Consider the following 26,561-nt stretch of genomic DNA (forward strand, 5'->3'; position numbering starts at 1 on the left):
GGAGTTTTTATTGTAATGGCAAATTCACCAATTTATTATTTTATCGGTATTAAAGGCACAGGGATGGCTGCTTTGGCCATGATTTTACATGACATGGGCCAAGAAGTTGAGGGCTCTGATATCTCGAAGCATACCTTCACCCAAGGACCATTAGAAGCTGCTGACATCCCAATTTATGATTTTTCAAAGGCTAACCTCAAACCAGGCATGATCGTTATTGCGGGGAATGCCTTTGACGATGACCAGGTGGAGATCAAGCAGGCTAAGGCCATGAATTTGGAGTTTTATCGCTATCACGAATATGTGGGTAAGTTAATGGCCAACTACACCAGTATTGGTGTCGCCGGCACTCACGGTAAAACCAGTACCACTGGATTATTGGCCCATGTTTTGGGTGGTGTTGCCAAAACAGCCTATCTGATTGGTGATGGCATGGGTAAAGGTGATGCCGACGCTCGTTTCTTTGTGTTTGAAGCTGATGAATATCGGCGCCATTTCTTAGCTTATCATCCTGATTATTTAATCATGACCAATATCGATTTTGATCATCCTGATTATTACAAGGATATTAATGACGTGGTGGCTGCTTTTCAAACGGAGGCCAACCAAGTTAAAAAAGCGCTGTTTATCTGGGGTGATGATGCGCACTTGCAACAATTGACAGCCAAGGTGCCAATTTATACGTACGGTACTAAAACAACTGACGATTTTCAGGCGGTCAATATCAAGCGGGGTGTCAATGGTTCAGAATTTGACGTATTACACCATGGCAAGAATATCGGCCATTATCAAATACCGCTATTTGGGGAACATAATATTTTAAATAGTTTGGCCGTCGTGGGTGTGAGCTTCTTAGAAAAAATCAGTGCCCAGGAATTAGCTGCTGAATTTTTGACGTATAAAGGGGCTAAACGCCGCTTTGCTGAAAAAGATATCGCGGATATGACCATCATCGATGATTATGCCCATCATCCTTCTGAAATTAATGCTACTTTAGATGCGGCCCGGCAGAAATTTCCCGATAAACAAATCATTGCTGTTTTTCAACCTCATACTTATAGTCGCTTAAAAGCCTTGTTAAGCGGCTTTGTTCAAAGTTTGAATAAAGCTGATAAGGTTTATCTTACCGATATTTTTGGATCAATTCGTGAGCATTCAGGAAATATTTCCATCAATGATCTGGCTGATAAGTTAGATAATGGTGGGGATGTTTTGAAGGTCGATGATATGAGCCCATTATTGCAATATCACAATGCCGTTGTCGTATTCATGGGGGCTGGTGATATTCCAAAATATGAAGTGGCTTATGAAAACTTACTTCAAGGTAAGAAATCAGTATAAAGTCGGATGGATTGCAAAAATCTCTGAGATACAATAAAATTATAAGGTTAAGATAAGAAGGGGGACTGAACTATGCAACAACAAGTACCTACAAATGAAGTCGTTGCTAAAGATGAAGGCTTGAGCCGGTTCTTTACAAGAGTTTATGGCTACATGGCTGCTGGCGTGTTAGTCTCGGCATTGGTTTCATATTTAGCATTAAATACGTTTAGAGATCAATATGCATCATTACTGCAAGCTCATCCATCCGTGATGTGGTTGTTGTTTATTGTTGAAATTGGCATGGTGTTTGCCTTTAGAGCCACAACTAGACGATCTTCGGCGGTCAATGCGGCGTTGTTCTTTAGTTTTGCAGCGGTCAATGGGTTAGTATTATCTATTACGTTGTCTTATTACAGTGGCCGAGATATCACCATGGCCTTCATCACTGGGGCAGCATTATTTATTGCCTTGGCCATTATCGGCTTTGTAACCAAACGTAATTTGAGTCGTATTGGCCAGTTGTCCATGGCTTTGATTGTGGGGCTGATCATAGCTTCTGTGATTAATATGTTCGCGCAATCAAGCTTTATGCAATTGATTATTTCATATGCTGGGGTTGTGATCTTCTCACTGTTAACAGCTTATGATAATCAGTGGTTAAAACAAATCTACTACCAAGCCACCAATGTAGAATCTGGTGTCGGATCGGTACCATTGACCAACATCGCCATTATGGGTGCCTTGAATTTATACCTGGATTTCATTAATATTTTCTTATATATTTTGCAGATCTTTGGGTATGATACGAATAATAATTAAGGATGTCATTTAACTGAGGCTTTTGAATCAATTCTGTTGATTCAAAAGCCTTTTTTTAAGGAAGCTCATTTTAATCTGAGCCTAAGCTCTGGTAAAATAAGGGTAAGTATTCGAGGAGGGCCAAATGAACAAACAAGATAAATTATTACTAATTGACGGGAACTCATTAATGTTCCGGGCATTTTTTGCACTACACAATGCCTTAGATCACTTTACCAATCATGATGGCTTACATACAAATGCCATTTACGCATTTAAAACAATGTTAGATGATGTTTTGAAACAAGTTGAACCCACCCATATTCTGGTAGCGTTTGATGCAGGCAAAACGACCTTTAGGACAGCCAAGTTTGAGGATTATAAGGGTGGGCGGGCTAAAATGCCCAGTGAATTGGCTGAACAACTCCCTTATATGCGCCAATTTTTAGATGCCTATGGGATAAAATGGTATGAACTAAAGGATTTCGAAGCAGATGATATTATTGGCACCGTGGCCAAGGATGCTGAAGCAGCTGGCTTTAAAGTCACGATTATTACCGGTGATCGGGATTTGACCCAATTGACCACGGCAAACACCACGGTGGAAGTGACCGTCAAAGGGGTTAAGCAACTGGAAACGTATACGCCAGAACATGTTCAAGAGAAGCTTGGCATTGACCCCAAACAAATTGTGGAAATGAAGGGTTTAATGGGGGATACGTCAGACAATTATCCTGGTGTCACCAAAATTGGTGAAGTTACCGCTTTGAAACTGGTGAAAAAGTATGGGTCCATTGCGGCATTGTATGACAACATCGATAGTATGAAAAAAAGTAAAATGAAAGAAAATTTGATCAATGATCAGGCTGCAGCTTTCATGAGTCGGGATTTGGCGCAGATTCGCCAAGATGCCCCAGTGACGGTTCAAATCAATGATTTAGTTTATACTGGTCCAAATTTAGATGCTTTGATTGATTTTTATAAAGAAATGGACTTTAAATCATTTTTAAGCGCCTTAGACGCCGATACCGATGCAGCCACAGCTGCAGAGTCAGACGTGTTGACCTATGAGACTTTAACCAGCGCGAACTTAAAAGACATTGAAGCCCTGCAAGGCCCCCAAGCTTTTTTGGTGGAAATGTTAGCGGATAATTATCATTCGGCAACGCTAGATGGCTTTGCCATTGGAAATGGCAATAAGTGGTATGTATCCAATGATGTCAACTTATTATCTGATCCCATTTTGAAAAATTGGCTGATGGCCAAGGATCAAGAAAAATATGTCTTTGATTTAAAACGCACCTATGTAGCCTTAAATCGGCTAGGCATTCAAATTCAAAACGTAACTTTTGATTTATTGTTGGCGTCATATTTGCTAGATACCAATGAAAATAGCAATGATCTCGGTGAAATCGCTCAGCTGCATGGCTATACTGCTGTCCAAACAGACGAAGTTGTCTATGGCAAGGGTGCTAAGCGGGCAATTCCCAGTGATCAAAGTATTTATTATGACCATTTAGCTAAAAAAGTCCGAGCTATTTTTGAACTTCGGGATAAATTAATGGCAGAATTAGATAAACATGAACAAACTGACCTGTTCAAGCATTTGGAAATGCCTTTAGCCTTGGTATTAGCGAATATGGAAATTGCTGGGATCACTGTGGATGCCACCCGGCTAGTGAAAATGCAAGGGGAATTTAAAAGCCAACTGGAGATTATTGCTGGTGATATTTATGACATTGCCGGAACAAAGTTTAATTTAAATTCGCCCAAGCAGCTCAGTGAAATTTTATTTGAAAAGTTACAGTTACCAGTGATCAAAAAAACCAAGACAGGATATTCCACAGCAGTGGATGTTTTAGAAAAGTTGCGGACAGCATCACCAATTATTGACAATATCTTGAAGTACCGTCAGATTTCTAAAATTCAATCCACTTATGTGAATGGTTTACTCAAACAAATTTATCCAGATCATAAGGTACACACCCGTTACTTGCAGACGTTGACCCAAACTGGCCGCTTATCCTCAGTGGACCCTAATTTGCAGAATATTCCAGTGCGAATTGAAGAGGGGCGTAAAATTCGCCAAGCTTTTGTACCCCGCCATCCGGATTGGGAGATTTTTTCTTCTGACTATTCTCAAGTTGAATTACGGGTGTTGGCCCACATTTCTGGGGATGAAAATATGCGCGAGGCCTTCAGAGAAAATCGGGATATCCATGCCAATACTGCTATGAAGATTTTTAATTTAAAGGATGCCAGTGAGGTTACCCCAGATATGCGGCGGCAGGCTAAAGCTACCAATTTCGGGATTGTCTATGGCATCAGTGATTATGGGTTATCGCAAAATATAGGTATTACGCGCAAAGAAGCTAAGCGTTTTATCGATGCTTATTTTGAACAATATCCTAAAGTTAAACTTTGGACCGAAGACATTGTAAAATCTGCTCGGGAAAAAGGGTATGTGGAAACTTTGATGCATCGGCGGCGTTATTTACCGGATATTCATTCTAAAAACTTCAATTTACGCTCTTTTGCTGAACGGACAGCCATGAATACACCAATTCAAGGCAGCGCAGCGGATATTATTAAAGTGGCGATGATCAATATGGCTGCCAAATTAAAAGAAGCTAATTTACAAGCAGTCATGTTACTTCAGGTCCATGATGAATTGATCTTTGAAGCACCACAATCAGAAATTCCAGTGTTGGAAAAATTAGTGCCTAGTGTGATGGATTCAGCCGTGAAATTAGCTGTACCGTTAAAAGTTGATTCTGGTTACGGCAAAACATGGTACGATGTTAAAAAATAATTAGTTTTCAAGGAGATATTATGCCTGAATTACCTGAAGTTGAAACCGTTCGTAAGGGATTATTGGCTTTGGTTCAAGATAAGAAAATTGCGACGGTCGATGTGTATTGGTCCAAGATTATTACCAACGACACGGCTAAGTTTCAAAAAGCGTTACAGGGCAAAGTGATTAAAACCATTGATCGGCGCGGCAAATATTTGTTGTTTAGGTTCTCTGACAACTTGACCATGGTCAGTCACTTGCGCATGGAGGGGAAATATCATTTAGATACTGCTGCTACACCAATTGATAAGCATACCCACGTGGTCTTTAATTTTACCGATGGGACTCAGTTGCGTTATGCAGACGTGCGCAAATTTGGCCGGATGACCTTAGGCTTGACAGGTTTTGAACAAAGCTTGTCGGGCATTGCGGCTCTGGGACCAGAGCCGTTGTCAAAGGCCTTTACCATCACCGGTTTTACCCAAGCCTTGAAAAAACACCATAAAAATATCAAAGCCGTTTTATTGGATCAGCATACTGTGGCGGGATTAGGCAATATTTATTGTGATGAAGTGTTATGGCTGTGTAAGATCCATCCCCTCCAGCCGGCAGATACGCTGACTGCTGATGAAATTAAAGCCCTACACGCAGCCATTCAAACTGAATTGAGAACAGCTATTGCTGCCGGTGGAACCACCATTCGTTCCTATGTGGATGCCAGTGGACAGCAAGGTCATTTTCAACTACAGCTGCACGTTTATGGCCGTGAAGGCCAGCCCTGTGAACGCTGTGGGACGATTATTGAAAAGTTTAAGGTTGCTGGGCGTGGGACGCATATTTGTCCAAAAGAGCAACAGTTGAGGTGAAAGCATGACGTACGTACTAGGTTTAACAGGTAGTATCGCTACAGGAAAATCTACGGTGGCGCAAGTTTTTCGCGATCAAGGTTTTCCAGTAGTAGATGCTGATGCACTGGCCCATGCTGCTGTTGCCCCTAACACACAGGGGCTAGCAAATATTATTCACGCTTTTGGGCCGGCTATTTTGACGGCAGATGGTCAATTAGACCGAAAAAAGTTAGGTCATATTGTGTTTGCTGATCCGGCAAAAAGAGCATTGTTGAATCGTATCAATGGTCCTTTGATTCGCAAAAGCATCCTTGATGCGGTTGATCATTGGCGGCAAGAAAATGTGCCCTTAGTCGTTTTAGATATTCCTTTGTTATTTGAAACCCACTATGAACCCTATGTAGATGGTGTGATGGTGGCTTATGTCCCTGAAGAATTGCAATTAAAACGCCTGATGGCTCGGGACGGTTATGACGAAAAGGAAGCTCGGGCTCGAATGGCCAGTCAAATGAGCATTGAGACTAAAAAACAACGCGCTGATTTTTACACAGATAACACCAAATCAGTGGCAAGTTTACAAACCCAAGTGTTAGATTTTTTAAAAAATAACCATTTTCTAAAAAATAGTTGAGTTTTCAAATGGCTTGCATAAAATTGATGTTTACGATATTTTTATAATAAGTTTAGTTTGTCTGATAAAACCCAACGCATAAAAATTTTAGGGGAGATTCATAATATGATTTGTCCACATTGTCATCAAAATAGTTCCCGCGTGATCGATAGTCGACCTTCCGATGAAGGTCGAGTGATTCGGCGCCGGCGGGAATGTGAAAATTGTGGTTTTCGTTTTACGACTTTTGAGCGCGTTGAACAAACGCCACTATTAGTCATTAAGAAAAATGGGACTCGGGAAGAATTTAATCGGGAAAAGATTTTGCGCGGCGTGGTTCGTGCAGCGGAAAAACGGCCAATTACCATGGAACAAATGACCCAATTAGTGGATCAAGTGGAGAATAAAATTCGCGCCACTGGTGAAACTGAAGTTAAATCGGGCGAAATTGGAGAGTATGTCATGCAACTTTTGGCAAAAATCGATGATGTGGCTTATATTCGCTTTGCCAGTGTTTATCGAGAATTTAAAGATATGAATGGCTTCATGCAAGAGGTTCAAGAAATGATGGGTAAAGCCAATCAAGATGGCCAAAATTCAACAAAACCAGAATAGAGGTGGCCTGAATGAATGGTCAAGATGTGCAATTTTCACCCCAAGATGGTTTTTTAGTGACCCATGTGGATTATTTTAATGATGCCCAACAAACTTACCTTATCTATCTTTATCAGCCAATTTTAGGACCAGTCGCTACCGCTTTATTTAATACTTTAAAAACATTGGAGAGCCCAGAGTTGATTCGCTCCCAACGACCAATGCACCGCATCTTATTAGATTATTTAAATGTGGATTTAGTTGCGATTGAAACAGCACGGCGGCGGTTAGAAGCACTGGGTTTACTCAGGACTTTTGTCAATGAGGATCAGTTAGGTAAATATTTTGTTTATGAATTATATCCGCCGTTAAAACCCAATGAGTTTTTTAGTGAGGATTTGCTGAGCTTATTATTATGGCAGACAATCGGTACTAAAGAATTTGATCGCTTAAAAAACCATTTTATGACCCATCCGGTGACCAAAGATTTATCGGAGATCACCAGTAATTTTTCAAGTGTCTTTCCAGAAATTGTTCAACAAGCCGTGCAACTTCCCCAGCAAGTGGCGGCAGCTAAAAAGCTGGCCGCTCAAAAGCAACGACCAGCCGTCCAATATACCCAGGCTGATCTAGATACCTTTGACTGGGGCTTCCTGCAACAAATATTAAGTAAGTATCAAATTACCAAAACTCAATTAGATAAAAATAAACAAGTTATTTTTCAATTGCATCGTTACTATGATATTGATGAAACTAATATGGCGAATTTAATCGCTAATACACTAGATATTGTGACCAATGAGATTAATATTAACAAATTGGAAAGCTTGGTCTTAGCCGAATATACCCGGACCGTGGGTAGTCCAGTGGCCATGGCTGAGCCTAATTCTGATAGTCGATCTGAATCAGAATTTGATAGCAATGCAAGTGGTAAGACCCAAGATTTGCTAAAGCATGTTAGAGAGTTATCCGTTTTTGATTTTTTGGCGTGGCAAAAGAAATACCAACATGGTTTTATTGGAAAAGGAGAGACAAGAGTATTACGGGACTTACAAAACCGCAATATTTTTCCGGATTCAATTATTAATATGCTGACTTATGCTAATTTACTTGCTGGACCTACTGTTACTTTGGCTTTTATAGAGACAGTAGCTAATGATTGGTTGCAAAATAACATCAACACGCCAGAGCTAGCGTTAAAACGTATTCAATCAAAAAACTATAGTAAGTATGGTAAGCCTAGTACAACTGCTCGGCCCAAGGAAGCACGACGAGATTCAAATAGAAATCGTATTATTGAACCTGTTCCAGAATGGTATGAACGTCAGCGAGAAGAGCGGAGAAGAAGAAATGGTATAGCAAAGAAGGATGATCAAACATGAAGAATTTGCAGAGCCAGTTAGCTGCCTACATGGATAAGCGTCAACTTAGTGAAAAATATCAAAAAGTGATGCATGACGCTGTAAGAAATCCTAATGTTTTGGATTTTGTGAACAAACATAAAGAGGCTTTAAAACCAGATGCTATTGAAAAAAGTGCTTCTAAAATATACGAGTTTGTTCGTGAAAAGAAGAAAGCGGATAATGGTGAAGTTGGATTGGTGCCAGGTTATGTGCCAGAACTGTTGGTAAGTAATGGGCTGATCGATGTTTCGTATGTACCCTCAAAGGCTCTAATCTCTCAAGAGAAACAGAGAAATCTTGCCAAACGAGTTCAACGAATTAATATATCAAAAGATATAACTAATGCTTCTATTGAAAATTATTATGTGAACCCTGATAGACAAGCTGCTATTGATGCTGCTAAGGAATTTATATTGAATTTTAAGACTGCCCCCAAGACTTTTCATCAAGGTTTGTATCTTTATGGTCCAATGGGAGTGGGAAAGACTTATCTGATTGGAGCTATTGCCAATGCTCTGGCACATGAGGGATACTCTTCCTTAATGCTTCATTTTCCAACACTATCTGTTGAAATGAAAAGTGCTATTGGTGATAATTCAGTATTATCAAAGATAGAAAGCATTAAACGGGCACAAATTCTCATGCTAGATGATATCGGTGCCGATATGGCCAGCGCTTGGATTCGTGATGATGTATTAGGCGTTATTTTACAGTATCGTATGCAAGAACAATTGGCTACTTTTTTCACTTCCAATTTTTCAATGGATCAATTGGAAGATATTCTAGCTGGTAGTGTAAAAGGTATTGAACCTATAAAGGCATCGAGAATCATGGAACGTATAGCCTATTTAACTCGAGAATTTAAGATAGATGGGATAAATCGTAGGTTTGAAAATTAATTTTTGCAAACAAGGTTGCATGAAAATTGAAATAGTGGTTTAATAAATGTGAGTTGAAAGATAAGTTATTTCAAGATTTCAGAGAGTTGATGCCTAGGCTGAAACGTCAACAACTTTGAAGTAATACCACTTTCATAATTTTTGAATTGTTACGCGGTTTGCCACCGATATCAGCTAAGAGAGAAAATCAATCGATTTTAATATGGGTGGAACCGCGCTTAAATAAAGTGCCCCTAAAGTAATTTTTAATTGCTTTAGGGGCTTTTTTTTATTTTTAATGTAAGGTAAGGCCAATGTTAAGATCGTTTGAAAAATATGGAGGGCGCTATATGTCAATTTCAATTGAATTTCCAGATGGTTCCAAAAAGCCTTTTGATGATGGTGTCAACGTTTTAGACGTTGCCAAGTCTATCAGTACTTCTTTAGGTAAAAAGGCGATTGCCGGTAAGTTTAACGGTGAACTAGTAGATTTAGATCGGCCATTAAAGCAAGATGGGAAATTAGCAATCTTAACCAATCAAGATGCTGATGCCTTAGTCGTTTTAAATGATACAGCTGCATTTATCCTGGCAGCAGTTTTGAAACAAACTTATCCTAAAATGCATTTTGGCGAGGGTCATTCCACAGCTGATGGGTTCTTTTATGATACCGACAATGCTGACGGCCAAGTTACGGTCAATGACTTATCCACATTAAAAGAAAAAATGATGCAACTCATTAAGGCTAATGGTGAAATTAAGCGGGTTTTAGTTTCAAAAGACACGTTGTTAAAAGAGTTTGCCGGAGATCCTTATAAGGAATCTTTGATCAATGCCCAGGCCGGTGTTGAAGTCCCTGCCTTTCAATTAGGTGACTTCATTGATTTTGGTTACCGGGCTTTATTGAAAAAAGCTGGTGAGGCCAAAGTGTTCGATTTACTTTCAGTTGCCGGGGCCTATTGGCAGGGCAAATCCAGTAATCCAATGTTACAACGGATCTATGGGACGGCATTTTATAAGCAAGCTGACTTAGATGCTGATTTGAAACGGCGTTCAGAAATTAAAGAACGCGATCATCGTACATTAGGCCGAGAATTAGATTTATTCTTTGTAGATCCTAAAGTTGGTGCTGGGTTGCCATATTGGATGCCAAACGGGGCGACAATTCGGCGGACAATCGAACGTTATATCATCGACCGTGAAGTTGCTGCGGGTTATGAACACGTGTATACACCAGTTTTGGCCAACTTAGATCTTTATAAGCAATCTGGTCACTGGGATCATTATCGTGATGACATGTTCCCACCAATGGACATGGGTGATGGTGAAATGCTGGAATTACGGCCAATGAACTGTCCTTCCCATATTCAAATTTATCAACATCATTTACGTAGTTACCGGGAATTACCAATTCGTATTGCTGAATTAGGTATGATGCATCGTTATGAAAAATCTGGGGCATTGTCTGGGCTGCAACGTGTTCGGGAAATGACCTTAAATGATGGCCATACTTTTGTCCGGCCTGACCAAATTCAAGATGAATTCAAAAATATCTTGAAATTAATGATGAGCGTTTATGATGATTTTGATATTACGGATTATACGTTCCGCTTAAGTTACCGTGATCCGCAAAATACTGAAAAGTACTTTGATGATGATGAAATGTGGAACAAGTCTCAGGCTATGTTAAAGGGTGCCATGGATGACTTGGGCTTGGATTACTATGAAGCAGAAGGCGAAGCCGCTTTTTATGGGCCTAAGTTAGATGTTCAGACTAAAACAGCCTTAGGCAACGATGAAACCTTATCCACCATTCAGTTAGACTTTATGATGCCTGAAAAATTCCACTTGGTTTATACTGGTGAAGACGGGGAGGAACATCGGCCTGTGATGATTCACCGTGGGGTTATTTCCACGATGGAACGTTTCATCGCTTACTTGACTGAAATCTATAAAGGGGCTTTCCCAACTTGGTTGGCACCAACCCAAGTCGATATTATCCCGGTTAATTTGGATTTACATGTGAAATATGCCGAAACCATTCAAAAGCAATTGTTGGCTGAAGGCATCCGAGTTAAAATTGATAAACGCAATGAAAAGATGGGTTACAAGATTCGTGAAGCCCAAACCCAAAAGATTCCGTACACCTTAGTTGTTGGGGATCAAGAAGTTGAAGATGCCACTGTATCCGTTCGACCTTACAGTGCCGATAAACCTGAAAAAGAAGACTTAAACGTCTTCTTGGATTCCGTCGTGGCTGAAGTTCACAACTATAGTCGGACGGGTAAGAAAAACAAAGCTGAAGCAAAACTTGACAAATAGCTAGTTCTTCTTGTATACTATTATTCGTTGTGAAAAATAAATGAAGTAGAAGCCCGTCTTCTCACCTAAGCTATTAGCCTCTGGGTCATAATTTTCTTAAATTTGATTGAAGATTATTGGCGGATTTCTACTGGAAGTCCGCTTTTTTATACTTTTTTTACTTTAATGGAGGTGCTTGACCATAGCAAAAGACTTGATGGTAAATGAAAATATTCGTTTTCGGGAATTACGTTTGATTGCTGAAAATGGCGATCAATTAGGTGTTAAAACAAAACAAGAAGCATTACAATTAGCCGACCAAGCTAATTTAGATCTTGTGATTGTGGCACCCAAAGCCAAACCCCCAGTTGCTAGAATTATGGATTATGGGAAATATCGTTTTGAGTTGCAAAAGAAAGCTCGCGAAGCCCGTAAGAAGCAAAAAACCATCAGTGTTAAAGAAGTTCGCTTGAGTCCAACGATTGAAGATAATGATTTTAACACCAAGCTTAATAATGCCCGTAAGTTCTTAGGCAAAGGCGATAAAGTCAAAGTTTCCATTCGTTTCAAAGGCCGCGCGATTACCCATAAGGATATTGGTCGGACAGTATTAGAGAAGTTAGCAAAAGAAACGAATGACATTGCCAACGTTGAATCTTATCCCAAGATGGACGGTCGCAGTATGTTCTTGATGCTAGCGCCTAAAGCTGAAAAAGAAAACTAATCAGCAATATTTTGTATCAGATGAACTTAGCACTTGGTGTTAAGTTCAATACTTAGGAGGATTTTTGATTATGCCAAAGCAAAAAACAAATCGTGCCGCTGCAAAACGTTTCAAAAAGACAGCGTCTGGATTATTATCTAGACATCATGCTTACACACGTCACCGTTTCCACGGCAAGACAGTTAAGCAACGTCGCCAATTGAGAAAAGCAGGCTTAGTACCACGTACTGAAATGAAGAAGTACCGTAAGATGCTTTCTCAAATGAAATAGTTCGTTCAAAAAGATTGGAATAGGCAATCCTGACCTAGTCAGTGAATAGCTTCAAGGAGGAAATATAATGGCTCGTGTTAAAGGTGGTACGGTTACCCGTAAACGTCGTAAAAAAGTATTAAAACTCGCTAAGGGTTATACAGGTTCTAAGCATTTACTGTTCAAATCCGCAAATGCCCAAGTGATGAACTCTTATCGTTATGCATTTAGAGATCGTCGTCAGAGAAAACGTGATTTCCGCAAACTTTGGATCGCACGTATCAATGCAGCTGCACGTCAAAACGAATTAAGCTACAGCAAATTGATGCATGGCTTAAAAGTTGCTGGTATCGACATCAATCGTAAGATGTTAGCCGACTTAGCCGTTAATGATGCAACTGCTTTTACAGCATTTGCTGATGCAGCTAAAAAAGCACTTTAATATTTGATTAAAAAATGAGGCAAGCACGGGTTTTGTGCATTGCCTCATTTTTTTGAATTATAGGATAGCCACTTGATGGCCGTTGGTTTGATGGGACTCAATGCGCTGGTGGGCGGTGGTAATGCCAGTCACATCAAAGACAAGCGGTGTATCAATTCTTAGAGATAAGCCAGTCGTAGTTGCGAGCTTTATCAAGAAGTTTAAAGCGGCTTGGGTGCTGAATATCTTGTCCTGGTGCACATAAGCAACCCGGACACCAGTTTTTGTGACAGCTGGCGCTTGATCACCAACCGTAGCAATAAAGCCCCGACCAGGTTTGATCAGCATGTTACTCATGCCGTGATCTTGTCCACCACTGGCTGCGTTGACCACGTAATCAGCTTGATTTTCAAATTTCTGGCCCACAGCTTCAGTATCATAAAAGCCCAATTCATCGGCACCAATTTGGGACATGAAGTCCTCATTTTTTTCAGCGCCAATGGCAATAATGTGTAAGCCTAAAGATTTGGCAATTTGTGTCGTTAAGGCGCCCACCGTACCACTGGCGCCAATAATCGCGATGGTTTTGCCGGATTCCAATGGCAAGAAGTGATGGGTGATATTATAAGCCGCATAGCCGGCAGTAGGTAGACTGGCAGCTAAGGCTAAATCAAGGCCCTGGGGTAAGAGCACAATTTTATTAGTGGAGGCGGTAACGTATTCACTATAACCCCGTAAGGGTCGTAAGTTAATGACCTGCTGGCCGACTTTAAAATCAGTTACATCAGCGCCAACAGCCGCTATTTCACCCACCACGTCTGTTCCTGGGATAATTGGGAAAGGCAGGGGGCGATTATGTTGCTGGCTGCCTGATCGTAATAGGGCATCATAAGGATTAATGCCCACGGCTTTTGTTTTGAGTAAGACTTGGTTTGCTTTAGGTTCTGGGGTGTCTTTTGCTAGTTGTTCAAAAACGCTGGGATCGCCATATTGATTGATACCAATTGCAAACAAAATTAAAACCTCCTAAATTAAGCATTGATTCGGATAAAAGTCAGCGGGGCCGAATCATTTTGAAGGTGTGATCAACCTGCACATAATTAGGCCCGGCCAAACGACCAATTGGTTGCAAAACTTCAGTCCGGATATGTTTATTATCCGGGTTAAAAACACTTTGGTCAAAGTAAAAATCTGAAACTTTTAAAATGAATAGATCGGTCATGACGGCTTGATTGGCATTTTTCAAGGGAACGTATTCAAAAACACTAGTCTCAAAGCGGATTTTAACTTCAGCTAGGCCAGGGACCTCAATGCTTTGGCTGGCCGTAAGGGGCGCATCGATCAGTGCCGCTTCTGAAGCATTGGGCGCTAAAGTGGCCGCGGTTTGATTCATCTTTTCAGCGAATTCACTTGAAACTACATGAACAACTGCTTGACCATTTTCAAGTAGATTGGCCGCTGTATCTTTAGGTTGGCCCTGCTTGCGTAAAATGGCTATGGATAACAAAGGTTCTTGATTACTCGCCACGGAAAAGAAGCTAAAAGGGGCTAAGTTGACCACGTTTGTTGTAGTATTTAAAGTTGTTATCCAGGCAATTGGCCGGGGGGAAACACTGCCTGACAGTAATTTATATTGTTCTAGTTGGGATAAGTCCCTTTGATTGTAATGAATCATCGTAGCCGCCCACTTTGGGCTAGCCAGTCTTTGGCCGCTTGGAGTTCATTTTCTGATAAATTATGGGATTGCTTGGCCTCATAGGTTTCAACTTTAGCGTGTTTAGAGGTGAAGGCGGTCGCCAAAGCTTTAAAATTAGCTTCAGTGACGATGGGATCCAGGCTGCCATGGGACATCCAAATAGCGCTATCCGATAAATCCGTGGTGGCGTCATCAGGCGTTAAAATCATGGGATGGAAGAAAATACCGGTTTTAATAGGAACCTTCCCATCCAAAATAAATTTGGCAGCCACATTTGCACCATTGGAATAACCCATAACGATCAGCCGATTTAAATCTAATTTATGCTGGCTGGCCAGTTCTTGTAAGGTTTCAATCAGCCAAGTTGTTTCACTTTCTAAGTTTTTTAGATCAAAGCCGCCAGTTGCGGTGTGTTTGAAGTAACGATTGGCGCCTTGTTCAACGATTCGACCGCGAATGGCTAGCAAGCTTGCCTGTGGGGATAAAAAATGGCCTAAGGGAATTAAATCCTGCTCATCACCACCAGTGCCATGAAGTAATAGCAAAGGGGCCACGTCAGCTTCTCCTTGAACGAAAGTATAATTCTCATAATTTGTCATAGTCGATAGCTCCAATCATTGATTTTTTAACAATTATATTATTGCGCTGGTGTTTGGGCCAAATAGGCCAAAATTTCAGCCCGTTTGTTTTCTAAATGTGCGGGTAATCCCAACGTTTCCCCAAGGCTTTCAAGGGGTTCGTCTAAGGTGAAACCAGGGCCCATGGTGGCTAGTTCAATGCGGTTATGATTGGGTTCTTGAATGTACAAGCTCTTAAACCAACCCCGATTTCGCACGACTTCTAAGTCCCAATGTTGAGCTTTGGCTTTTTGAACCATCTGCTTTAAAGCTGCATCATCAGCTACAGTGAAAGCGACATGATCCATGGAGCCACGGCCAAAACGATGCTTTTCAGTGCTGTTTGAGTTCATAATTTTGATGAAATGGCCATTTGCCAGCTGAATAGCCCCGTTTTTAAAAGGTAAGTTTAAATAAGTTTCAAAGAAATTAGCTGAAGCTTCAATTTCTGGGACCCGTAGTTCCGTCCCGAGAATACCAGAAATTTGATAGGCACCCGGAATGTCATTTGGCACAACTTGGTCGGCGTTTAAAGCGTGGTCGACTGGCTGCAGGGTTATCGCCACTTGATCTGGATCAAAGAATTGAATGGTTTGCTGGCTGATTTGAAAGGGTATTTGCTGTTCAGTTAAGCGGGCTTGCCAAAAATCAAAACTAGCGGCTGGTATGCCATAATAGATGCCATTGAGGTAGCTGTTACCATCATAACGAGGGCCTAAGTGATGCACTTCAAAAAAAGATGTGATACTATCAGGGCTGCCTAAATAATCCCCGTAGAATAGATGACGCATGTGAATGTTTTCTTGGTTCACAGTATTTTTTACCAAGCGAAAACCCAAAATGGTTGTGTAAAAATGTTGATTGACGTCTTTGTCATGCGTGAGCAGTGAAATATGATGAATATCGGTCATTTAAAGCACCTTCCCATCTGTAGTAGTTACTATCATTCTATATCACTTACTTTTTGTTAGCAACTTTTTGGCGACTTCAGAATAAAACATGCAATCTATCAGAAAATCTATTATAATGAAAAATTGAAATGATGGACGTAGAGGAGTTTATATGTTAAAAAGTTTTAAGCCAACTTTCATGCTGAATTCGCTATATGATTTGGATCCAGATCAGCTCAAAACCGTGGGGATTCGAAATATTTTAACGGATCTGGACAATACTTTATTACCCTGGAATAATAAATTAGCTGACGCCAAGACCAACGCCTGGCTGCAAAAAATGCGCCAGGCTAACATTCAGGTAATTGTTGTTTCAAATAATAGTCACGCCAGAGTTGGCATGGCTTTGGAACAATTGGAGATGCCTTTTGTGGCCCGGGCCATGAAACCGACTGTCAAAGGCATTCGAGAAGCTTTAACAACCTATCAACTGTTGCCAGCTGAGACAGTCATGGTGGGTGATCAGTTGATCACAGATGTTTATTCGGGCAATCGGGCCGGTTTACGAACGATTTTAGTGAAGCCATTAGTGACCAGTGACGGTTGGAATACTTCAATTAATCGCTTTATAGAACAATATATATTTAAATATTTAAAAAAGCACTTTGTAGGTTTGGATTGGCAGAGCAGTTTAACACCAGCCGCCAATCAAAAACGATAGGAGACCTCGATGGAGAAACAAGAAGCACTATATTGTATTGGCTGTGGCAGTCGGATTCAAACTGAGGATAAAACTGCGCCTGGCTTTATTCCCAAGTCGGCTTTGGCAAAACAGCTGACTGATGAAAACGCAGACATCTACTGTCAGCGCTGTTTCCGTTTGCGACATTACAATGAGATCACACCAGTTTCCATTGCAAATGATGAATTTGTGAGTTTGCTCAATGAGATTGGTAATCATGATGCCTTAATTATCAACGTGATCGATATTTTTGACTTCAATGGCAGTATTATTCCTGGATTACATCGTTTTGTAGGACATAATCCGGTCATTGTGGTGGGAAATAAAGAAGACGTCTTGCCAAGAGATGTTTCCCGAGGAAAAGTACGCCAATGGTTGTTTGATCAAAGCCATGCTCAAGGCTTGCGTCCAGACGAAACTCTTTTAGTATCTTCTAGAACAGGACATAACGTGGATAAATTGATGGCTTTGATCGATCAATATCGTCTCGGCCGGGATGTCTATGTGGTGGGGACGACCAATGTGGGCAAATCCACGTTGATCAATCAGATCATTCAAGAAAATATGGCTATTAAAGACTTGATCACCACTTCTAGATTTCCGGGGACAACGTTGGATCGGATTGAGATTCCTTTTGGGGATGGCCATACTTTAATTGACACACCAGGAATCATTCATGAACACCAGATCGCCCATTTACTCAGTCCAAAAGATTTAAATTTAATCGCGCCGCAAAAACCTTTAAAACCAAAGACTTATCAGTTAAATGATAATCAGACTATTTTCTTGGGTGGTTTAGGGCGTTTTGATTATATTCGTGGCGATCGTCAAGGGATTATTGTCTACGCGGATGACCAATTAATGTTACATCGGACTAAGCTGGAAAATGCCGATGCTTTTTATGCCAAGCATGTTGGCGAATTGCTGGTGCCACCGCGGGCCAAAGATTTGGCAGACTTTCCCAAGTTGGTGCGCCATGAGTTCTCGATCAATACCAAAACTGACATTGTATTCGGTGGACTTGGTTGGATCACCGTGGCCAAAGCCGGCATCGTGGCTGCTTATGCCCCTGAAAATGTTGATGTTGTTGTACGCAAAGCTATTATTTGATAAGGAAGATTATATGTTAACTGGGAAACAAAAAAGATTTTTACGGGCGCAAGCAAATGTATTGCGGCCTTTGATGCAAATTGGTAAAAATGAATTAACGGATAACTTTTTAAAGCAACTCTTGCCTGCTTTAGAAAAACGTGAATTAATCAAAATTAGTATTTTACAAAATACGGATTTAACCCCCAAACAAGTGGCACAATGGTTGGTGGATCAAAACCTAGATTTAGAGGTACCCCAAACAATTGGGCACTCGTTATTGGTTTATCGACCAGCTTCAAAAGAGAAGTATCAAGTTATCTCTAAAAAAGTGCAAGCTATTTAATTTTACAACGAGGGGTGGGCAGATTCGTGCAGACAAGAACAACAACTTTAAAACAACCGGTTATTTCAACGGAAGTTCAACGTAAACTGATTAATTTAAATCATCGGCGACAAGTGGGTATTTTAGGTGGTACATTTAATCCACCGCATTTAGGTCATTTGGTTATGGCTGATCAGGTTATGAAACAATTAGCTTTAGAAAAAGTTTTGTTTATGCCGGATAGCCAGCCCCCACATGTGGATGAAAAACAAACAATTTCAGGTAAGTTGCGTCAAGCGATGGTTGAACGGGCTATTTTTGATAATTTGAATTTCGAATTGGAGACAGCCGAGTTACAACGCGGTGGGGTTAGCTATACCTATGATACAATAAAAATATTAAAACAACGTCATCCAGATACGGATTACTATTTTATTATTGGTGGCGATATGGTAGCCTATTTACCAAAGTGGCATCGGATTGATGAGTTAGTGAAATTGGTTCGTTTTGTGGGCGTACGGCGTCGCGACTTTTCGGTGCATACCCCTTATCCGGTGATTTGGGTGGATTCACCTTTAATTGATATTTCCTCCAGTACGATTCGACAGCGGGTGGCTAATCATCAGTCCATTCACTACTTAGTACCTGAAGGCGTTGAAGATTATATCTATGAAAAGGGGCTTTACGTTGAGCGAAAGTAATTTGGCAGATTTATTGCCTTATAGTTACGCAGAATTATTGGATCGCGTTTCCCAGAAATTAAAACCGAAACGTTTTGAACATGTACAGCGGGTGGCCGATACTGCTGAGAAATTGGCTCAAAAATATGGTGCTGATGTCACACGAGCCCGGGTGGCGGGTATTGTACATGATTATGCCAAAGATTTACCAGATGAGGCGTTTAAACAGGTCATTTTATCCCAACAACTTGATCCGGCCTTATTAGGGTATAATAACGGTATCTGGCATGGTGTCGTGGGGACTTACTTTATTCAACGGGATCTGCAGATCTATGATCCGGCTATTTTAAGTGCGGTGGGTAAACACACTATTGGTGCACCAAAAATGTCTAAGTTAGATCAAATTATCTTTATTGCTGACTTTATTGAACCTGGCCGTGAGTTTCCTGGTGTCGATGCTGCGCGCAAGGCGGCTGAAACATCATTGGCTGCTGGGGTAGCTTTTGAGTTAGCACAAACCCTGAACTTTTTAGTTTCTAAAAAACAAAAGATTTATCCCAAGACGATTGCTAGTTACAATGCTTGGGTCGTCCATAATTAGCACAAACAATCAAAGGAGCGATTTATTTTTTGGATAGTAAACAAATGTTAGAAATCGCCGTTAAAGCGGCAGATAGTAAACACGCAGAAGAAATTGTAGCGTTAGATATGCAAGAAGTTAGCCTGCTGGCAGATTATTTTGTCATCATGCATGGCAATTCTGAACGCCAGGTAGAGGCTATTGTTGATGAAATTGTTGCCAAAGAAGAAGATGCAGAAGTACAAGTTCGTCATATGGAAGGCAAACGCGGCTCACGTTGGTTTTTGATTGATTTAGGCGATGTGGTTGTTCATGTATTTCTAAAAGAAGAGCGGGCGTTTTACAATATCGAGAAACTTTGGTCAGATGCGCCAATCGTCAATGTGTCACAATGGGTTACTGAATGATTTACACCACATTTGCCCGGGTCTATGATCGTTTGATGGATGAACAGTTATATGATGAATGGCAAAACTATGTGACCGGGTTTATTTCTGAGCCTAAGGGAACTTTGTTAGAGCTCGCTTGTGGTTCTGGGACGTTAGCTGTCAAGTTAGCCCAAGCAGGTTTTCAAGTCACTGGTTTAGATTTATCTGAAGAAATGCTGGCACTAGCGGATGCCAAAATTCAAGCTGCGCATCTAGAAATACCACTCATTCAAGGGGATGCCCGGGATATGGTATTTGATGATCCCTTTGACAATATCACTTGTTTTGATGATTCTATTTGCTATTTGCCAGATATTACAGCGGTAACGGCTGTATTTCAAAGAACTTTTGCAGCTTTAAAACCCGGGGGCTTATTTTTGTTCGATGCTCACACACCTTATCAGATTGATACAGTTTTTCCAGGTTATATGTATAATGCCAAATTTGAAGATTTGGCTTTTATGTGGACCAGTTATGTGGGAGAAGTTCCCCATAGCATTGAGCATGATCTGACATTTTTTGCTTGGGATGAGTCTATCAAGGGGTATCAAGTTTTAGAAGAAACCCATCATGAACGAACTTATCCCTTAGCAACGTATCTAAAGGCGTTAGAAGCTGCAGGGTTTGTTGATGTGGAAGTAAGTAGTGATTTTGGTAAGGGACCAGTTTCTGAACACACAACGAGGTATTTTTTCAAATGCAGGAAAGCCGATTAAACGCATGTGGGATTATTGCAGAATATAACCCCTTGCATAATGGACACGTTTACCAACTAGATCGCGCGCGGGCACTGACCAATGCAGACGTATTGGTGGTCGTCATGAGTGGCAATTTTGTGCAGCGGGGTGAAATTGCCCTAGTGGATAAGTGGTGCCGCACCCAGATGGCACTGGATGCCGGGGCTGATTTAGTCCTGGAACTGCCCTTTAGTGCGGCCACACAGCCTGCCGATGGTTTTAGTACTGGGGCAGTCAATATCTTAGCTGACTTAGGGTGTGATTTTTTAGCCTTTGGCACGGAAGCACCTGATATAGATTATGCCAAACTTGGGCAAGCAATGGCTAAATTACCCCAGCGCCAAGATATTTTTGTGGATTATACCAAAACTTACGCTACTCAATTAAATGAATTACTCCAACAAACGTTAGGGGTCACCTTAACCCAGCCTAATTTATTGTTGGCAGCCAGTTATGCCAAGGCTGTGATGGTAAAGCCAAACCCCATGGCTTTGATCCCAATTCAAAGAATTGGGGCCCAACATGATGCGGGTCAAGCTTTTGGCAAATACAGCAGTGCCAGCCATATTCGGCGGGTATTACAAGCTGGTGGCGCCATTCAGGATTTAGTGCCATATTTGCCTAACAGCAGTGTGATGGCATTAGCCGGTTATCCGGGGCCGTTTTTAGACTGGTCAGATTGCTTTGGTTTTTTAAAGTATCAAATTAATACCATGACTTTAGCGGATTTAAGTCAAATCTATCAAGTGACAGAGGGTTTGGAATACCGGATTAAGAAAGCTATCAACCAAAGTCATACTTTTGCGGAGTTTTTGCAAAATTTAAAGACAAAACGGTATACCAATGCCCGCTTGCAGCGGGTTTGTTTGAATGTGCTATTACAAATTACCAAAGTGCAAATGGCCCAAAGTGAATTATTCATTCATCCTTTGGGCTTTAACGAGGTAGGACGGCAGTTTTTGCATCAAACTAGGCAATCTAGAACACTACCCTTGGTAACGAAGCCAGACGCTAAAAATACGGCTGAATCTGGCTTGTTTTATTTACAGAGCCGTGTTGACCGATTCATGGCCCAGTTATCCGGTCAACCTCAGAATTTTCGTCGCGAACCTTTGTATTATCGAAAAGGAGAATAAGTTTTGCTTAAATGGAAATTAGCTGAATTAGGAAAGTTTCAAAAGACCCCTTTGGAAGTTGATACAACCGAAGATTTATCAACGAGTTTACAAACTCGGTTTGAAGAGATATTAGCTGCGACGCCTTTTAAAATTAAAGCAACCTTGACTTTTGATGATCCTGTTTGGTTATTGGATGCCCATGTACAAGGCACAGTCACCGTACCGTCTACCCGTAGTTTAACGCCGGTTAAATGGCCAATTGATCAACATTTCACCGAAATTTATGTGACTGATGATGCTGATGCTAAGGAATTTGAAGAAGATGAAGTGGTTTTAAGTTTTGAAGATGAAGTCTTTGATTTACAAAAGGCCATTGAAGATAATATTATTTTAAGCTTGCCCACGCAGATTTTAACGCCTGAAGAAGCTCAGGAAAATCTCATGCCTAAGGGTAAAGACTGGGATGTCATTTCTGAAAATGACTATCAAAAACAAGTTGAAACTGATCAAGGCACACCGAATCCTGAATTTGAAAAATTGAAAAATTTGTTCAACGAAGACCATCAAGATAAAGGTTAATGATTGTGATGGCTTCTTAAAATGTGATAGGATAAAGACATAAAATATTAGGAGGATGATTGTTGATGGATAAACCACAAATTGGTGTCATTGGCATGGCCGTCATGGGTAAGAATTTGGCCTTAAACATTGAAAGCAGAGGCTATACCGTTGCCATCTTTAATCGGACAGCTGCTAAAACCGAAGCGGTCATGAAAGAACACAGTGAAAAGAAATTAGTGCCAAGTTACACAATTGAAGATTTTGTGAAATCTTTAGAGAAGCCAAGACGTATTTTAATGATGGTCAAGGCCGGTGCTGGGACTGATGCTGTTATTGATGAATTACTGCCTTTGTTAGATAAGGGCGATGTTTTGATTGATGGTGGGAATACTTTCTTCGAAGACACAATGCGGCGCAATGCTAAGTTAGATAAATCTGGCATCAACTTCATCGGTATGGGTGTTTCTGGCGGTGAATTAGGCGCCTTAGAGGGGCCTTCTATGATGCCTGGTGGCCAAAAAGAAGCTTACGACCTAGTTGCCCCTATTTTGGAACAGATCTCTGCTAAAGCTAAAGACGGTGCACCTTGTGTGACTTACATTGGGACCAATGGTGCCGGACATTATGTCAAGATGGTACATAATGGGATTGAATATGGTGATATGGAATTGATCGCCGAAAGTTATAACATTATGCGTAACGTCTTAGATTATTCTGTGGAAGACTTAGCAGATACGTTCAAAGATTGGAATGAAGGCGAACTTGAAAGCTACCTGATTGAAATTACGGCCGAAATTTTGACCCGTAAAGATGATCTAGGCACTGGCAAACCAGTCGTTGATGTTATTTTAGACGCTGCCGGCAACAAAGGGACTGGTAAGTGGAGTTCACAAAATGCCTTGGAATTAGGCGTTCCCCAATCCTTGATCACCGAAGCTGTTTACGCACGTTATATTTCAGCTTTAAAAGAAGAACGGGTCAATGCTAGTAAAGTATTACCTGGTCCTGATCATAAACCTGAGATCAAGGATGCGAAGGGTACTATTGAAAAAGTTCGTGAAGCTTTATACTTCAGTAAAATCATGAGTTATGCCCAAGGTTTTGAACAAATGCGGTTTGCTTCTGAAAAGTATCAATGGGATTTACAATATGGTGAAATTGCGAAGATCTGGCGTGCTGGCTGTATCATTCGGGCTCAATTCTTGCAAAAGATTACTGATGCTTATAACCGCACCCCTAACTTGCAAAACTTATTGTTAGATCAATATTTCATCGACATTGCCAAGAAGTATCAACAATCTACCCGGGACGTTGTTGCGCTAGCAGCTCAAGCTGGTATTCCCGCACCTGGGTTTAGTGCCGCTATTTCTTATTATGATTCTTATCGTAGTGAAGTTCTGCCAGCCAACTTGATTCAAGCGCAACGGGATTATTTCGGAGCACATACGTATAATCGTGTGGATCGGGATGGTATCTTCCATTACACTTGGTACAAAGAACAATAAAGGTTGAATTCAGTTAACCACAATTTACAAGAAGGTCGTGGACAAAACCCTGTTTTGCCATGGCCTTTTTTGTCAGTTGTTAAAAAATAATAATTTTACGGTATTCAAGTGTCGACAGCGTTTTTTAGACGTTTTCTCATTTTTACTAATGTTTTAACTTGAACATTATGGTAAAATGACAAATGGTGAATTAGACTGAGACGTAATGTATTTCTTAGATAAGGCCAGAATTTTATGAGGGGTGTAACTAATTTAATGAGTAGAGTATTAGTAATTGAAGATGAAAAAAACTTAGCCCGTTTTGTTGAGCTTGAACTCAAGCACGAAGGATATGATGCAGAGGTTTATTTCAATGGCCGGACAGGTTTAGATGCCGCTTTAAACGAAGATTGGGATGCCATTTTACTGGATTTAATGTTGCCAGAATTGAATGGCTTAGAAGTTGCCAGACGGGTTCGTGCGGTAAAAAATACGCCAATTATTATTATGACGGCTAGAGACTCTGTCATCGACCGCGTATCTGGGTTAGATCATGGGGCAGATGACTATATCGTGAAGCCTTTTGCCATTGAGGAACTTTTAGCACGTTTACGTGCTTTATTACGGCGGATCGATATTGAAGGTGAGCACAATGCCAATAAGCAACACACAATTACCTATCGTGATTTAACGATCGAAAAAGAAAATCGCGTTGTCCGTCGGGGTGAGGATATTATCGAGCTCACCAAACGGGAGTATGAATTATTATTAACATTGATGGAAAACGTCAACGTGGTCTTGTCCCGCGAACTGTTATTGCGTAAAGTTTGGGGCTATGATTCTAACGCTGAAACGAATGTGGTAGATGTTTACATTCGTTATTTGAGAAATAAAATTGATGTCGCTGGCAAGCCTAGCTACATTCAAACTGTCCGTGGTACCGGATATGTGATGCGTTCCTAGTTTTTTGTTTGAGGAGGATCTCTATTATCCATGGAAGATCAAGAGAATCAACAACGAAATCGGAGTTTGAAGACATCTTTAAAGGCTAAATGGGCCTTTGGGATGTCCCTTATTATATTAGGCACACTGGTGATATTTTCTTTTGTCATTTACTACACGGTTCAAAATGTATTGATTGGCCAGGAAAGGACAACGGTGCAAGAGACTTTGACAGCCGTTGATCGGCGGTTATCCTCTGTTGAGACTAATTTAACCATTTCAAAGGTATTGCCCCGGTTAAATATTGAAACCGTGCATAACTCTAATATTGCGACGTCACCTGATTGGGATCAAACCGATGTTTTTCAAGATTCCGTGATTCAAAAGTTATCTCGCAATGATATTAACATGGGGGTGTATAATGCCCAGGGGACCCAGCTCTTCACGTCAAAAGCAACGTCACTGCCGCTTGATGATCGAACCGGGGGGATATGGTCTAAAAAAACTGACCATACCACTGTTCTAGTGGGGGTACGAGCCGTCCAGTCCGCTGAAACGCATAAGAAGATTGGCTATATCCAAGTGGTCAATGGGATGCAAGGGTTTCATAGTAACATGGCCCGTCTGCGGTTATTTATGCTGATTTTCACGGTGATCGGTGTCCTTGTGGGTGGTTTTGCGGCATTCTTAATCATTCGCCATTTTCTAGTGCCAATCAAGAAAATGAGTGATGCAATTCAAGTGGTAAAAGTTGAACCAAATACCACCATGCGTATCCCCGAATTAAGTTCCGGAGATGAATTATCAGAATTGACGTCTGAATTTAATCATATGCTGGATAAAACTCAGCGTTTCGTGGATGCCCAAAGCAGTTTCGTCACCGATGTTTCCCATGAATTAAGAACGCCTGTGGCAGTTTTAGAAGGTCATCTGCAGTTACTTAATCGTTGGGGTAAAGATGACCCAGAAGTCTTGGATGAGTCCTTGAAGGCATCTTTACAGGAGCTTCAGCGCATGAAATATTTAATCCAAGAGATGTTGGATTTGTCTAAAGCTGATCAAATCGAGGAACTCTATGCCCATGAAACGACAGAGGTTAGTGGGTTACTAAAAGAGATTTACAACAATTTCAAGATGATTCATCCAGATTTTAGTATTGTGCTAGATTTAGATTTGGAAGATGAAACTTATGTCCAAATTTATCGTAATCACTTGGAACAAGTTTTGATCATCTTGATGGACAACGCCGTGAAGTATTCGGAGAAACGTAAAGAGATCCATATGTCTGCTTCTAAAGATTCCCGTTTCGTCAACATTGCGATTCAAGACTTTGGTGCGGGTATTCCAGAAGCTGACCGAAAAAATATTTTTGACCGCTTTTATCGGGTGGACAAAGCTCGAAGTCGCGACAAAGGTGGCAATGGCCTGGGATTATCCATTGCTAAGAAACTTATTGAAAGCTACCATGGCGAAATTACCGTGGAGAGTTCAGTGGGCTCAGGTTCTATTTTCAGGATCGATGTGCCCCTAGCTATTCAAAAAGAAGAAGCGCCTGACCCAGACGACGACAACGATGCAACGTCAACTGATGACACAAATGATTAAAAAATAATATCTAAAAATCATAATTTGATTTTTAGATATTATTTTTTTATTTTTCTTGACAATTAATAAGTAATCATGAATAATACAAATATATTAATAAGCAATTGTGTAAAAGATGAGTAAA

At 40.8% G+C, this 26,561-nt stretch carries 28 protein-coding genes and 1 other annotated feature (1 of these 29 cut by a window edge); of the genes, 24 read left to right on the plus strand and 4 right to left on the minus strand.

The features are described from left to right. Window positions 1–15: 15 nt before the first annotated feature. From murC to rplT, 12 genes are all read left to right on the plus strand, one after another. Window positions 16–1,341: a UDP-N-acetylmuramate--L-alanine ligase gene (gene murC, locus FC83_RS03140; RefSeq protein ID WP_035452339.1), complete on the plus strand. Its 1,326-nt coding sequence runs from the start codon at window positions 16–18 to the stop codon at window positions 1,339–1,341. A gap of 72 nt (window positions 1,342–1,413) precedes the next feature. Beyond that, complete coding sequence (locus FC83_RS03145; RefSeq protein WP_057002381.1) at window positions 1,414–2,142, plus strand: Bax inhibitor-1/YccA family protein; 729 nt, start codon at window positions 1,414–1,416, stop codon at window positions 2,140–2,142. Window positions 2,143–2,266: 124 nt separating this feature from the next. Further along, window positions 2,267–4,933 carry a DNA polymerase I gene (gene polA / locus FC83_RS03150; RefSeq protein ID WP_035452340.1) on the plus strand — a complete coding sequence of 889 codons (2,667 nt, stop codon included), beginning with the start codon at window positions 2,267–2,269 and terminating at the stop codon, window positions 4,931–4,933. 20 nt (window positions 4,934–4,953) lie between these two features. Then, window positions 4,954–5,781 (plus strand): DNA-formamidopyrimidine glycosylase, encoded by an 828-nt coding sequence (gene mutM, locus FC83_RS03155; protein ID WP_035452344.1) that lies wholly within the window; start codon window positions 4,954–4,956, stop codon window positions 5,779–5,781. 4 nt (window positions 5,782–5,785) lie between these two features. Continuing rightward, window positions 5,786–6,394: a dephospho-CoA kinase gene (gene coaE, locus FC83_RS03160; protein WP_035452346.1), complete on the plus strand. Its 609-nt coding sequence runs from the start codon at window positions 5,786–5,788 to the stop codon at window positions 6,392–6,394. Between the two features lie 105 nt (window positions 6,395–6,499). Then, a complete protein-coding gene (nrdR, locus tag FC83_RS03165; RefSeq protein ID WP_035452348.1) occupies window positions 6,500–6,988 on the plus strand; it encodes a transcriptional regulator NrdR in 489 nt (162 codons plus the stop codon). 11 nt (window positions 6,989–6,999) lie between these two features. After that, window positions 7,000–8,349, plus strand: a complete 1,350-nt coding sequence (locus FC83_RS03170; protein WP_035452350.1) for a DnaD domain protein — start codon at window positions 7,000–7,002, stop codon at window positions 8,347–8,349. After that, a complete protein-coding gene (dnaI, locus tag FC83_RS03175) occupies window positions 8,346–9,269 on the plus strand; it encodes a primosomal protein DnaI (protein ID WP_057002382.1) in 924 nt (307 codons plus the stop codon). The genes FC83_RS03170 and dnaI overlap by 4 nt, the downstream gene beginning before the upstream one ends. 329 nt (window positions 9,270–9,598) lie before the next feature. Continuing rightward, window positions 9,599–11,569: a threonine--tRNA ligase gene (gene thrS, locus FC83_RS03180; RefSeq protein ID WP_035452352.1), complete on the plus strand. Its 1,971-nt coding sequence runs from the start codon at window positions 9,599–9,601 to the stop codon at window positions 11,567–11,569. Window positions 11,570–11,765: 196 nt separating this feature from the next. After that, window positions 11,766–12,272, plus strand: a complete 507-nt coding sequence (infC, locus tag FC83_RS03185; protein ID WP_035452469.1) for a translation initiation factor IF-3 — start codon at window positions 11,766–11,768, stop codon at window positions 12,270–12,272. A gap of 70 nt (window positions 12,273–12,342) precedes the next feature. Further along, on the plus strand, window positions 12,343–12,543 hold the full coding sequence (gene rpmI / locus FC83_RS03190; protein WP_035452355.1) for a 50S ribosomal protein L35: 201 nt from the start codon (window positions 12,343–12,345) through the stop codon (window positions 12,541–12,543). A gap of 67 nt (window positions 12,544–12,610) precedes the next feature. Next, complete coding sequence (rplT, locus tag FC83_RS03195) at window positions 12,611–12,964, plus strand: 50S ribosomal protein L20 (protein WP_035452360.1); 354 nt, start codon at window positions 12,611–12,613, stop codon at window positions 12,962–12,964. A 57-nt stretch (window positions 12,965–13,021) separates the two neighbouring features. On the opposite strand, the gene FC83_RS03200 is transcribed toward rplT, so the two are convergent. The 4 genes from FC83_RS03200 to FC83_RS03215 are packed head-to-tail and all read right to left on the minus strand — an operon-like array spanning window position 13,022 to window position 16,167. Beyond that, entirely contained in the window at window positions 13,022–13,957 is a 936-nt protein-coding gene (locus FC83_RS03200; RefSeq protein ID WP_035452362.1) for an NADP-dependent oxidoreductase, read from the minus strand. 40 nt (window positions 13,958–13,997) lie between these two features. Further along, on the minus strand, window positions 13,998–14,618 hold the full coding sequence (locus FC83_RS03205) for a flavin reductase family protein (RefSeq protein ID WP_035452365.1): 621 nt from the start codon (window positions 14,616–14,618) through the stop codon (window positions 13,998–14,000). After that, window positions 14,615–15,238, minus strand: a complete 624-nt coding sequence (locus FC83_RS03210; protein WP_035452366.1) for an alpha/beta hydrolase — start codon at window positions 15,236–15,238, stop codon at window positions 14,615–14,617. The genes FC83_RS03205 and FC83_RS03210 overlap by 4 nt, the downstream gene beginning before the upstream one ends. 38 nt (window positions 15,239–15,276) lie before the next feature. Next, entirely contained in the window at window positions 15,277–16,167 is an 891-nt protein-coding gene (locus FC83_RS03215; RefSeq protein WP_035452368.1) for a VOC family protein, read from the minus strand. A gap of 151 nt (window positions 16,168–16,318) precedes the next feature. Between FC83_RS03215 and FC83_RS03220 the strand changes: the two genes are divergently transcribed. From FC83_RS03220 to FC83_RS03275, 12 genes are all read left to right on the plus strand, one after another. Next, window positions 16,319–16,867 (plus strand): YqeG family HAD IIIA-type phosphatase, encoded by a 549-nt coding sequence (locus tag FC83_RS03220; RefSeq protein WP_035452370.1) that lies wholly within the window; start codon window positions 16,319–16,321, stop codon window positions 16,865–16,867. A gap of 9 nt (window positions 16,868–16,876) precedes the next feature. Next, complete coding sequence (yqeH, locus tag FC83_RS03225) at window positions 16,877–17,998, plus strand: ribosome biogenesis GTPase YqeH (RefSeq protein ID WP_035452375.1); 1,122 nt, start codon at window positions 16,877–16,879, stop codon at window positions 17,996–17,998. Window positions 17,999–18,011: 13 nt separating this feature from the next. Beyond that, complete coding sequence (locus FC83_RS03230; RefSeq protein ID WP_035452376.1) at window positions 18,012–18,323, plus strand: YhbY family RNA-binding protein; 312 nt, start codon at window positions 18,012–18,014, stop codon at window positions 18,321–18,323. Window positions 18,324–18,349: 26 nt separating this feature from the next. After that, entirely contained in the window at window positions 18,350–19,003 is a 654-nt protein-coding gene (locus FC83_RS03235) for a nicotinate-nucleotide adenylyltransferase (protein ID WP_057002383.1), read from the plus strand. Continuing rightward, a complete protein-coding gene (yqeK, locus tag FC83_RS03240; RefSeq protein WP_035452377.1) occupies window positions 18,972–19,583 on the plus strand; it encodes a bis(5'-nucleosyl)-tetraphosphatase (symmetrical) YqeK in 612 nt (203 codons plus the stop codon). Before FC83_RS03235 ends, yqeK begins: the two co-directional genes overlap by 32 nt. 44 nt (window positions 19,584–19,627) lie before the next feature. Further along, on the plus strand, window positions 19,628–19,969 hold the full coding sequence (gene rsfS, locus FC83_RS03245; protein WP_035452471.1) for a ribosome silencing factor: 342 nt from the start codon (window positions 19,628–19,630) through the stop codon (window positions 19,967–19,969). Then, window positions 19,966–20,706, plus strand: coding sequence for a class I SAM-dependent DNA methyltransferase (locus FC83_RS03250; RefSeq protein WP_035452379.1), 741 nt, complete (start codon window positions 19,966–19,968; stop codon window positions 20,704–20,706). Before rsfS ends, FC83_RS03250 begins: the two co-directional genes overlap by 4 nt. Beyond that, complete coding sequence (locus FC83_RS03255) at window positions 20,688–21,863, plus strand: nucleotidyltransferase (RefSeq protein ID WP_035452381.1); 1,176 nt, start codon at window positions 20,688–20,690, stop codon at window positions 21,861–21,863. The genes FC83_RS03250 and FC83_RS03255 overlap by 19 nt, the downstream gene beginning before the upstream one ends. A gap of 3 nt (window positions 21,864–21,866) precedes the next feature. Beyond that, window positions 21,867–22,424 carry a YceD family protein gene (locus tag FC83_RS03260; RefSeq protein WP_035452382.1) on the plus strand — a complete coding sequence of 186 codons (558 nt, stop codon included), beginning with the start codon at window positions 21,867–21,869 and terminating at the stop codon, window positions 22,422–22,424. A 65-nt stretch (window positions 22,425–22,489) separates the two neighbouring features. Further along, window positions 22,490–23,911 carry an NADP-dependent phosphogluconate dehydrogenase gene (gene gndA / locus FC83_RS03265; RefSeq protein WP_057002384.1) on the plus strand — a complete coding sequence of 474 codons (1,422 nt, stop codon included), beginning with the start codon at window positions 22,490–22,492 and terminating at the stop codon, window positions 23,909–23,911. 255 nt (window positions 23,912–24,166) lie between these two features. After that, window positions 24,167–24,853 carry a response regulator transcription factor gene (locus FC83_RS03270; protein WP_057002385.1) on the plus strand — a complete coding sequence of 229 codons (687 nt, stop codon included), beginning with the start codon at window positions 24,167–24,169 and terminating at the stop codon, window positions 24,851–24,853. A 30-nt stretch (window positions 24,854–24,883) separates the two neighbouring features. Then, the gene (locus tag FC83_RS03275) at window positions 24,884–26,437 is read left to right on the plus strand and encodes a HAMP domain-containing sensor histidine kinase (protein ID WP_057002386.1); all 1,554 of its coding nucleotides are present in this window, start codon (window positions 24,884–24,886) and stop codon (window positions 26,435–26,437) included. 97 nt (window positions 26,438–26,534) lie between these two features. Beyond that, window positions 26,535–26,561 (plus strand) — a binding site (T-box leader); it runs 225 nt beyond the window's last position.

This window comes from Agrilactobacillus composti DSM 18527 = JCM 14202 (assembly GCF_001436375.1).
Taxonomy (GTDB): Bacteria; Bacillota; Bacilli; order Lactobacillales; family Lactobacillaceae; genus Agrilactobacillus; species Agrilactobacillus composti.

What these genes read in the sequence shown, in the direction of transcription:
- murC (WP_035452339.1), top strand. Translation starts at nt 16, where the DNA reads ATGGCAAATTCACCAATTTATTATTTTATCGGTATTAAAGGCACAGGG.
- FC83_RS03145 (WP_057002381.1), top strand. Translation starts at nt 1,414, where the DNA reads ATGCAACAACAAGTACCTACAAATGAAGTCGTTGCTAAAGATGAAGGC.
- polA (WP_035452340.1), top strand. Translation starts at nt 2,267, where the DNA reads ATGAACAAACAAGATAAATTATTACTAATTGACGGGAACTCATTAATG.
- mutM (WP_035452344.1), top strand. Translation starts at nt 4,954, where the DNA reads ATGCCTGAATTACCTGAAGTTGAAACCGTTCGTAAGGGATTATTGGCT.
- coaE (WP_035452346.1), top strand. Translation starts at nt 5,786, where the DNA reads ATGACGTACGTACTAGGTTTAACAGGTAGTATCGCTACAGGAAAATCT.
- nrdR (WP_035452348.1), top strand. Translation starts at nt 6,500, where the DNA reads ATGATTTGTCCACATTGTCATCAAAATAGTTCCCGCGTGATCGATAGT.
- FC83_RS03170 (WP_035452350.1), top strand. Translation starts at nt 7,000, where the DNA reads ATGAATGGTCAAGATGTGCAATTTTCACCCCAAGATGGTTTTTTAGTG.
- dnaI (WP_057002382.1), top strand. Translation starts at nt 8,346, where the DNA reads ATGAAGAATTTGCAGAGCCAGTTAGCTGCCTACATGGATAAGCGTCAA.
- thrS (WP_035452352.1), top strand. Translation starts at nt 9,599, where the DNA reads ATGTCAATTTCAATTGAATTTCCAGATGGTTCCAAAAAGCCTTTTGAT.
- infC (WP_035452469.1), top strand. Translation starts at nt 11,766, where the DNA reads ATGGTAAATGAAAATATTCGTTTTCGGGAATTACGTTTGATTGCTGAA.
- rpmI (WP_035452355.1), top strand. Translation starts at nt 12,343, where the DNA reads ATGCCAAAGCAAAAAACAAATCGTGCCGCTGCAAAACGTTTCAAAAAG.
- rplT (WP_035452360.1), top strand. Translation starts at nt 12,611, where the DNA reads ATGGCTCGTGTTAAAGGTGGTACGGTTACCCGTAAACGTCGTAAAAAA.
- FC83_RS03205 (WP_035452365.1), bottom strand. Translation starts at nt 14,618, where the DNA reads ATGATTCATTACAATCAAAGGGACTTATCCCAACTAGAACAATATAAA.
- FC83_RS03210 (WP_035452366.1), bottom strand. Translation starts at nt 15,238, where the DNA reads ATGACAAATTATGAGAATTATACTTTCGTTCAAGGAGAAGCTGACGTG.
- FC83_RS03215 (WP_035452368.1), bottom strand. Translation starts at nt 16,167, where the DNA reads ATGACCGATATTCATCATATTTCACTGCTCACGCATGACAAAGACGTC.
- FC83_RS03220 (WP_035452370.1), top strand. Translation starts at nt 16,319, where the DNA reads ATGTTAAAAAGTTTTAAGCCAACTTTCATGCTGAATTCGCTATATGAT.
- yqeH (WP_035452375.1), top strand. Translation starts at nt 16,877, where the DNA reads ATGGAGAAACAAGAAGCACTATATTGTATTGGCTGTGGCAGTCGGATT.
- FC83_RS03230 (WP_035452376.1), top strand. Translation starts at nt 18,012, where the DNA reads ATGTTAACTGGGAAACAAAAAAGATTTTTACGGGCGCAAGCAAATGTA.
- yqeK (WP_035452377.1), top strand. Translation starts at nt 18,972, where the DNA reads ATGAAAAGGGGCTTTACGTTGAGCGAAAGTAATTTGGCAGATTTATTG.
- rsfS (WP_035452471.1), top strand. Translation starts at nt 19,628, where the DNA reads ATGTTAGAAATCGCCGTTAAAGCGGCAGATAGTAAACACGCAGAAGAA.
- FC83_RS03250 (WP_035452379.1), top strand. Translation starts at nt 19,966, where the DNA reads ATGATTTACACCACATTTGCCCGGGTCTATGATCGTTTGATGGATGAA.
- FC83_RS03255 (WP_035452381.1), top strand. Translation starts at nt 20,688, where the DNA reads ATGCAGGAAAGCCGATTAAACGCATGTGGGATTATTGCAGAATATAAC.
- gndA (WP_057002384.1), top strand. Translation starts at nt 22,490, where the DNA reads ATGGATAAACCACAAATTGGTGTCATTGGCATGGCCGTCATGGGTAAG.
- FC83_RS03270 (WP_057002385.1), top strand. Translation starts at nt 24,167, where the DNA reads ATGAGTAGAGTATTAGTAATTGAAGATGAAAAAAACTTAGCCCGTTTT.
- FC83_RS03275 (WP_057002386.1), top strand. Translation starts at nt 24,884, where the DNA reads ATGGAAGATCAAGAGAATCAACAACGAAATCGGAGTTTGAAGACATCT.